We start from the raw sequence: 7,874 nt of genomic DNA on the forward strand, positions 1-7,874 counted from the left end.
GCTTTGGCAGGTGGCGACAAGGATGCCAGCCTGGGCGTGTCGGCGATGGATGCTGCGCGGCTACAAAGCGGCAGCACCCCTCCCAGTCCTCTAAAAGGCATCACTTTTTGGGCGGCAAGCTGTGTTCATGACGCCGCCATCCTTCCCTAATGCAAAAACGCAATTTCTTGTTGACAGCCTTCTCAGTATACGTTCAAAATACTGAAATAACAAAGGGGAATGGTCATGAGACTTATTGCCAGCACGATCCTTGCGGCGGTCCTCGGTTTATCCGCAGTCACAGGCGCCCAGGCGCAAGACAAGCCCAGCCATTTGCGGATTGGTACGTCGCTCACGCAAATGCCATGGGGGTTCTTCGATGAGAACCAAAAGCCGACCGGCGTCGATGTCGCGCTGTGTGGCGCTATCGCCGAGAAGATCGGCGCAACATCCGAATTCATCAGCCTCGACTTCAAGGGCCTGATCCCTGCCTTGCAGGCTGACCGCTTCGATATGGTCTGCGCTGCCATGTACATCACGCCGGAGCGTGAACAGGCCATCAAGATGGTGCCGTATATCCAAGCAACTCAGACGGTGGTCACGAAGCAGGCCACGCAGATCGAAGGCGTAGACGGACTTTGCGGTCACTCGGTCAGCGTGCTTCAGGGGTCAGGCTCCCTCAAGGTTCTGCAGGAAGCGAGCGCCAAGTGCGAAGCTGCGAGCAAGCCGGCGGTCGTTATCCAGGCTTTCGATACGCAGCCGGTTGCCATTCGTGCGCTCGAGAATGACAGCGTCGAAGCCTTCATCGCGACGGACTCGCTGATCTCCTATTACATGACGAAGAACGAAGGCCTGAAGAAGATTGCCACCGGCATCAGCCCCAATCTCCTTGGTATCGGCTTCCAGGCAAACAACGATGATCTTGCCAAGCTGGTTTCGGATGCCATCGCTTCCATGCAGGCGGACGGCTCGTACAACGCCGTCCTGAAGACTTGGGGCATCGAAAGTGCCGCCCTCGGTTCCAAGCCAAACTGACGCTATCGGCAGGGCGCGCGCCGCCCTGCTTTCGCGCTCTTTCGAGCCACCTCTTTGAAGAGCGCTCGACCAGACAGTTCCCGCTCAACAAAGGTATGCACGTGAAAACTGAACTTAAGGGCATCTTGAGTGCCATCCTCACGCCGTTCAATCAGGATGGATCGGCAATTGATGAAGCCGCCTATGTCCGCTTGATCAAGACGCAGATCGACGCCGGCATTCATGGCATCGTTGCCAGCGGATCGACCGGCGAGCACCCAGCCCTGACGGTAGCCGAACGCAAGCGCGTGTTTGAAATCGCGCACGAAACCGCTTCGGGAAAGACGGACGTGATCGCTCATGTGGGCTCGAACAATGTGCGCGATGCCCTTGAGTTGGCCAAGCATGCAAGCAGCGTCGGTGTCGACCAGATGCTTGTCGTCACGCCCTATTTCGACCGCCTGAAATTCCCCGAAGTCCAGACGTTCCTCGACAAGATCGTGAAGATCGCCGGTGGCCCGATCATCTATTACGACACTCCGGGCATCACCGGGCTGGATATCACCGAAGAGCAGATGGTGACCCTCAAGAAGGATGGCTTGGTCTCCCACATCAAGGACAGCCCGGCCAGCTTCACGCGAACCATGCGCATGTTGTCCAATCCGGATGCGCCAACCGTTCTGGCCGGCTCCGACCCGGCACTTCTGGCGGTTCTCGCCCATGGTGCGCCGGGCTCGATCATCGGTGCTTCCACTTTCGTTCCCGAGCTTTGCGTCGAGCTCTTCAATCGCATTTCCGTCGACAAGGATTTGCCGGCAGCGCTTCAAGTCTGGGACAAGCTCTGGCCGATCCTCAACTTCATGTTGTTGAACGGATATGTGCCGTTGGCCAAGGCAGGGGCGGCCTTGCGCGGGTTGCCACTTGGTGAGCCGCGCGAGCCGATGACGCCGAGCCCGCAGGATCTGCGCGATCGCTTCAAGGCGGTGCTCGACAAGGCGGGCGTCCAGCCGTTCTGAACTGAGCTGGGAGGAAACGGCGATGACTGTCTGGGATTGGTCGGTATTCTTTCACAACCTCGTCCATCCCGCCATTCTTAGCGGTTTGTGGACCACGATCTGGTTGACGCTGTTGACCCTGGTTCTGGCGATCGTGCTGGGCACGATCGTCGCCTTGATCGGTCGAATCGACACCTTCGTGACGCGGGCCTTTTACCAAGGCTATGTCGCCTTTTTCCGCGCCACGCCGCTCCTGGTGCAACTTGTATTTCTTTACAGCGCGCTGCCGCAGATGGGCGTCCGCCTGTCCGTGGTGGAGGCTGCCATCATCGGGCTCATGCTGTCGGAAAGCCCTTACGTCGCGGAGATCGTACGCTCTTCGCTTTCGGCGGTTCCGGTGGCGCAATGGGAAGCATCCAAAGCCATCGGAATGCGCCCATTTACCATCATGCGCTGGATCATCTTTCCGCAGGCCCTGCGTATTGCGGTTCCGCCGCTGGGTAACGAATTTGTCCGCCAGTTGAAGAACACGTCGCTCGTTTCGGTAATCTCGATGACCGAGCTGTTTCGGGCCACCGATAATCTCACCCAATCCAACTTCCGAGTGCTGGAAGCGCTGACCGTCGCCACGATCTATTATCTTGCCGCGACCGCGATCTGGACGTTGCTTCAGAATGCCTTCGAGCGACGCAATTCACGCTGGTTTGCCGATGCAAGAAGCGGGGTGGCCCAACCCCTTGCCAAGAATGCGGAGGCTTAAGTCATGGTGACGATGCCTGCTCATCCGCAAGCGTTTCTTCAACTGCGCGACGTCGTCAAACATTACGGCGCCTACGTCGCGCTAAAGGGTGTCTCCCTTTCCGTGAACCAGGGCGAGGCTATTGCCCTGATTGGTCCAAGTGGTTCGGGCAAAAGCACGCTGCTTCGTTGCATCAACACGCTTGAGACGATCACAAGCGGGACCATCACGGTTGGTGACGAGGAGATCGGTGCAGAAACGACTAGCGGAGGCCGGCGCATCCATAGTGCCAAGATCCTTGCGCGACAGCGCGAGGACGTCGGCATGGTGTTCCAGAGTTTCAACCTGTTTCCACACATGACGGCGCTTGAAAACGTGACAGCGGGCCCCAGGCTTGTTCGCAGGCATGACGCCGCCGCCGTACGGGAACGGGGCATGGACCTCCTGAACCGCGTCGGCCTCGGCGACAAGAGCGGCAGCTTTCCGCGACAGTTATCCGGCGGCCAGCAACAACGGGTCGCGATCGCGCGCGCGCTGGCGATGGAGCCAAAGATCATGCTGTTCGATGAACCGACGTCTGCGCTTGATCCGGAAACCGTCCAGGAAGTTTTGAACGTCATTCGTGAGGTACGCGATTCCGGAATGACGATGCTGATCGCAACGCATGAGATGGACTTTGCCCGGCATGCGTCCGACCGCACGATTTTCATGGAAGCTGGGCAAATCGTGGAGCAGGGGCCTTCATCGAAGGTTTTGTTTTCTCCCGAGACCGAGCGTTGTCAGCGGTTCTTGGCTGGTCTGACAGGTCACTGATGGCACCGCTAAGGCGGACCGACAAAGCGGAAAGCTTTAGCATCACTAAAAACGACGGTTGCTTTTCGGTATTCCATATGGATACTGAATGGGAATACGGGGTGGAACAAACCGCCCTTTGAAATTGCGAGAGAACCAAGAATGGCTGACTGGATCGTCGGCGTGGATGTGGGTGGCACATTCACGGATTTTTCTGCACGCGACCTGCGCACCGGCGTCGCCCACATCCACAAGCGCCCCTCCACGCCCGATGATCCATCGCGCGCGATCCTCGAGGGCCTGAAGGAGCTTCAGCAGAAAACCGGCATCGTCGGCGAGGACATTGCGCGCTTTGCCCATGGCACCACTGTTGCAACGAATGCTCTGCTCCAGCGCAAGGGTGCAACCGTCCGCCTTGTGACCACTGAAGGTTTCCGCGATCTCGTTGAGATCGGCCGCCAGGTTCGTCCGCTGATCTACGACCTTCAGGAAGATGCGCCCGCGCCGCTGGTCACGCGCAGCAACCGTTTGGAAGTGACCGAGCGCATCGGGTCGCGCGGCGAGATCATCACCGAACTCACGGATGCCGAGATCGAGCGGCTGGTGACGGAGTTGCAGGCTGGGCCACAATCCGAGAGCATCGCCGTCTGCCTGCTGTTTTCCTTCCTCAATCCCGTGCACGAACAGCGTATCGCTGCGGCCATCCGCACGGCGATGCCTGACACTTACGTTTCGATTTCCAGTGAAGTGCAGCCGGAGTTCCGTGAATTCGAGCGCTTCTCGACGACCTTGATCAACGCGTTCCTGCAGCCGGAAGTCGGCCGCTATATGGAACGGCTGAAGGGCGCGATCGCCCAGGTGGCACCGAATGCCAAGTTCGGCATCTTCCAGTCGAGCGGCGGTCTGATGTCGGTGGACAAGGCGCTGGAATACCCGGTGCGTACCGCGTTGTCGGGCCCCGCGGCGGGTGCCGTTGGTGCGGCCGCGGCCGGTCGCAAGTCGGATATGAACGATGTGATCACGCTGGATATCGGCGGCACCAGCACGGATGTTTGCTTGATCCGCGACGGTGAAACGGAAATCGCCCATGTGCGCGACATTGCCGGCTTCCGCATCCGTTTGCCGATGGTCGACATCCACACGGTCGGTGCCGGCGGCGGGTCGATCGCCCATATCGGCCCGGACGGGTTGATGAAGGTCGGTCCCGAAAGCGCCGGCGCCGTTCCCGGACCGGCCTGCTACTGCAAGGGCGGCACGAAGCCGACCGTGTCTGACGCCAACGTGGTTCTCGGACGACTGCCGGCTTCGCTGGCCGGTGGCGGCATGATCATCGACCGTGAAAAGGCGCTGGAAGCGGTCAAGACGATCGCAGAGCCGCTGGGCATTTCGGTTGTGAAGGCAGCCTTGGGAATATGCGGCATCGTGTCGTCGAACATGACGCGGGCGATCCGCGCAGTGTCCACCCAGAAGGGTCATGATCCGCGCGACTTCGCGTTGATGCCGTTCGGTGGCGCTGGCGGTCTGCATGCGGCGGACGTCGCGAAGTCGCTTGGCATCAAACGGATCATCGTACCGGCAGCGCCGGGCATTCTCTGCGCGGAGGGGTTGATCGAGGCTGACCTGCAGGAGAACTTCGTTTTTACCTGCCGCACGCCACTTGATGGGCCGCTTGCCGCGATCGAAGCCGCGGTTTCAGGCTTGGATGAGCAGGCGCAGCAGTGGATTGCAGCGGAAGCGCAAGGGATCGACGATGCCTACCGCCTTCTCACCCTGGACATGCGCTATGTCGGCCAGAATTACGAGCTTCCGGTCACCGTCGGACAGCCGGGCGATGTTCCAAGACTGCCGGACACAGATGCCCTGAAGGAAGCCTTCTTTGAAGCACATCAGCGCTCCTACGGCCATGTGGACCGGGATGCGCCGGTCGAGATCATGAATGTGCGCATGAAGGCCGTTGCGCGCTTGAGCCAGATCGAGCCGTTATCCGAGCAACCAGTGGGACCGGCGACGGCGTCCGAGCATCACGATGTGTGGTTCAACGAGGACAAGCCGGTGTCCACGCCGATCTATCCGCGCAGCACGCTGGAAGCAGGCGTGCAGATTCAAGGGCCGGCGATCATTACGCAGTTCGACACCACGACTGTGGTGCCGCCATGGGCGACCCTGACCGTCGACCCGGCGCTAAGCCTTATTCTGGAGATCGACGATGCTCAATAAAACGCCGCTCGACCCGATCGCGCTCGAAATCAGCTGGAATGGGCTGAAGTCGGTCACGGACGAGTGCTTCCTGACGATCATGCGCAGCGCTTTTTCCACCAACATCAAGGAGCGGCACGATCACTCCACGGCGATTGCCGATGCGCAAGGGCGGCTGATCGTGCAGGCGGAATATGCGCTTCCGATCCATCTGGCCTCGATGGCCGGCCTGATGAAGTACATTCTCGACCAGTATGGCGACACGATCGCGCCAGGCGATATCTTCATCGGAAATGACCCGCATGTCGCCGGCGGGACCCATCTGCCCGACATCAACCTTGCGATCCCCGTGTTCGGTGAAGGGCGTTTAGTCGGCTTCGTTGCCAACATCGTGCATCATGCAGATGTCGGCGGTGCTGCCATCGGCTCCATGTCTGGCGGGCTTGATGAGATCTACAAGGAAGGCCTTCGGATCCCGATCGTTCGTCTATATAACAAGGGTGCGCTGCAGGACGACATGATGCGCATTCTGCTCCTGAACATGCGCCTGCCTGAAGAGCGAAAAGGCGATCTCAATGCTCAGATCGCGGCTGCTCGTCTTGGAGAACGGCGCCTGCAGGAGTTCATGGCTCGCAGCAGCGCATCCTATATGGAAGCCGTGTTCGAAGACATCGTGCGCCGCACGAATTTGCGGATGCGGGGTGCCATCGCTCAGTTGCCGGATGGCGAATACGCGTTTTCCGATGTCATGGACGATGATGGCGCTGGCACCGAGGACATCAAGATCAACCTGGTAATTCGCAAATCCGGCGAAAACATCGTCTTTGATTTTGAGGGTTCCCACAAACAGGTTCCCGGCAACTTCAACCTGACCCTGAATGCGACACAATCGGCGGTCTGCTTTTCGCTCAAGGCTTTGCTCGATCCGGAAGTGCCGAACAATCAAGGCATTTTCGACGCGGTGGAAATCCGGGCGCCGCTTGGCTCCTTCGTGAATTGCGTTGCACCTGCTTCCGTCGCGTTGCGCGCGAATACCTGCCAGCGCGTGGTTGATGTGGTGATCGGCGCTCTGGCGAACGCGCTGCCGGACCGGGCAATCGGTGCGGCCAATGGCGCGAATACCAGCGCGGTCTTCGCCGGTATCGATCCACGTTCAAACAAGCAGTACATCTATCTCGAAACCCTTGGCGGCGGCATGGGTGCGCGGGCAACCAAGGACGGCAAGGACGGTGTTCAGGTCAACATCACCAACACCTCCAATCTTCCGGTGGAAGCGATCGAGATCGAGTATCCGCTTCGGGTCGAAGAATATGCGCTGGTGGAAGACTCCGGCGGGGCAGGGCGGTTCCGCGGTGGTCTCGGCATCCGTCGCACCATTCGGCCCGTCGATCATGATTGCGAATTCAACGGCGTGGGCGAGCGGTTCCGGAATCAGCCCTGGGGTATCTTCGGCGGCAAAGCCGGCAGACCTGGCCGGTTTCTGAAGCTGGACGGGCAAGGTGGGGAACAAAGCCTGCCCTCCAAGGCGACCGGCATCCGCCTGACACCCGATATGGCAGCCGTGATCGAGACGCCGGGAGCGGGCGGTTATGGCTCGCCGACTGAACGGGATAGGTCTCTGTTGGACAGCGATGTGGAAAGCGGCAAGTTCTCGACGGACTTCGTTGCCGCGCATTACGGGAAATCGTAGCTCGGCAGGCGCATGCGCGCTTCCCGTTGTTGATCCGGCTGCCCGTAGCGGGTAACCCGGATCAACAAGGCTAACGCCGCCCACCGATCTCTGCAGGCAACATCATGACATACAAGACAGTTGGCATCATCGGCGCCGGCGTAATCGGTCAAGCTTTGTTCGACCATATCCAGTCGCTTTCTACTGTGCGCGTGGACTATGTTCTGGCACCGTCCGGCCGCAACAAGCCTGGGCGCGATCCTGCCATTACCGACTTCATCATCGACGACATCGAGGAAGCGATCGCACGAAAAGTCGACCTCGTTCTTGAAGCCGCGACGCCTGATCTTCTCGCCTCGGCGGGCCCGCGAATTTTGGCGCATTCAGATCTATGCGGCTTCAGCTGCTCGGCATTGTCTGATGCAGGTGTCGAAAGGGCCATTCAGGATGCCGCGGCAGCGGCTGGGACGCGCTTCTTTCTTCCGCATGG

Annotated in this window: 6 protein-coding genes and 1 pseudogene; all 7 read left to right on the forward strand. The window is 59.7% G+C overall.

Translation table 11 applies throughout. From position 1 onward, the window contains the following. Nucleotides 1-225 precede the first annotated feature (225 nt). Nucleotides 226-1,014 (forward strand): substrate-binding periplasmic protein, encoded by a 789-nt coding sequence (locus tag RTX98_RS05250; protein WP_312795097.1) that lies wholly within the window; start codon nucleotides 226-228, stop codon nucleotides 1,012-1,014. A 101-nt stretch (nucleotides 1,015-1,115) separates the two neighbouring features. Then, the gene (locus tag RTX98_RS05255) at nucleotides 1,116-2,009 is read left to right on the forward strand and encodes a dihydrodipicolinate synthase family protein (RefSeq protein ID WP_312795099.1); all 894 of its coding nucleotides are present in this window, start codon (nucleotides 1,116-1,118) and stop codon (nucleotides 2,007-2,009) included. A 22-nt stretch (nucleotides 2,010-2,031) separates the two neighbouring features. Beyond that, nucleotides 2,032-2,748, forward strand: coding sequence for an amino acid ABC transporter permease (locus tag RTX98_RS05260; RefSeq protein ID WP_312795100.1), 717 nt, complete (start codon nucleotides 2,032-2,034; stop codon nucleotides 2,746-2,748). Between the two features lie 3 nt (nucleotides 2,749-2,751). Further along, entirely contained in the window at nucleotides 2,752-3,540 is a 789-nt protein-coding gene (locus RTX98_RS05265; RefSeq protein WP_312795102.1) for an amino acid ABC transporter ATP-binding protein, read from the forward strand. 141 nt (nucleotides 3,541-3,681) lie between these two features. Next, a complete protein-coding gene (locus RTX98_RS05270; protein ID WP_312795104.1) occupies nucleotides 3,682-5,736 on the forward strand; it encodes a hydantoinase/oxoprolinase family protein in 2,055 nt (684 codons plus the stop codon). After that, a complete protein-coding gene (locus tag RTX98_RS05275) occupies nucleotides 5,726-7,405 on the forward strand; it encodes a hydantoinase B/oxoprolinase family protein (protein WP_312795106.1) in 1,680 nt (559 codons plus the stop codon). Before RTX98_RS05270 ends, RTX98_RS05275 begins: the two co-directional genes overlap by 11 nt. 104 nt (nucleotides 7,406-7,509) lie before the next feature. Further along, a pseudogene (locus RTX98_RS05280) lies at nucleotides 7,510-7,874 on the forward strand (DNA-binding protein); the annotation flags it as partial.

It is taken from the genome of Tianweitania sp., assembly GCF_032053605.1.
GTDB lineage: Bacteria > Pseudomonadota > Alphaproteobacteria > Rhizobiales > Rhizobiaceae > Tianweitania.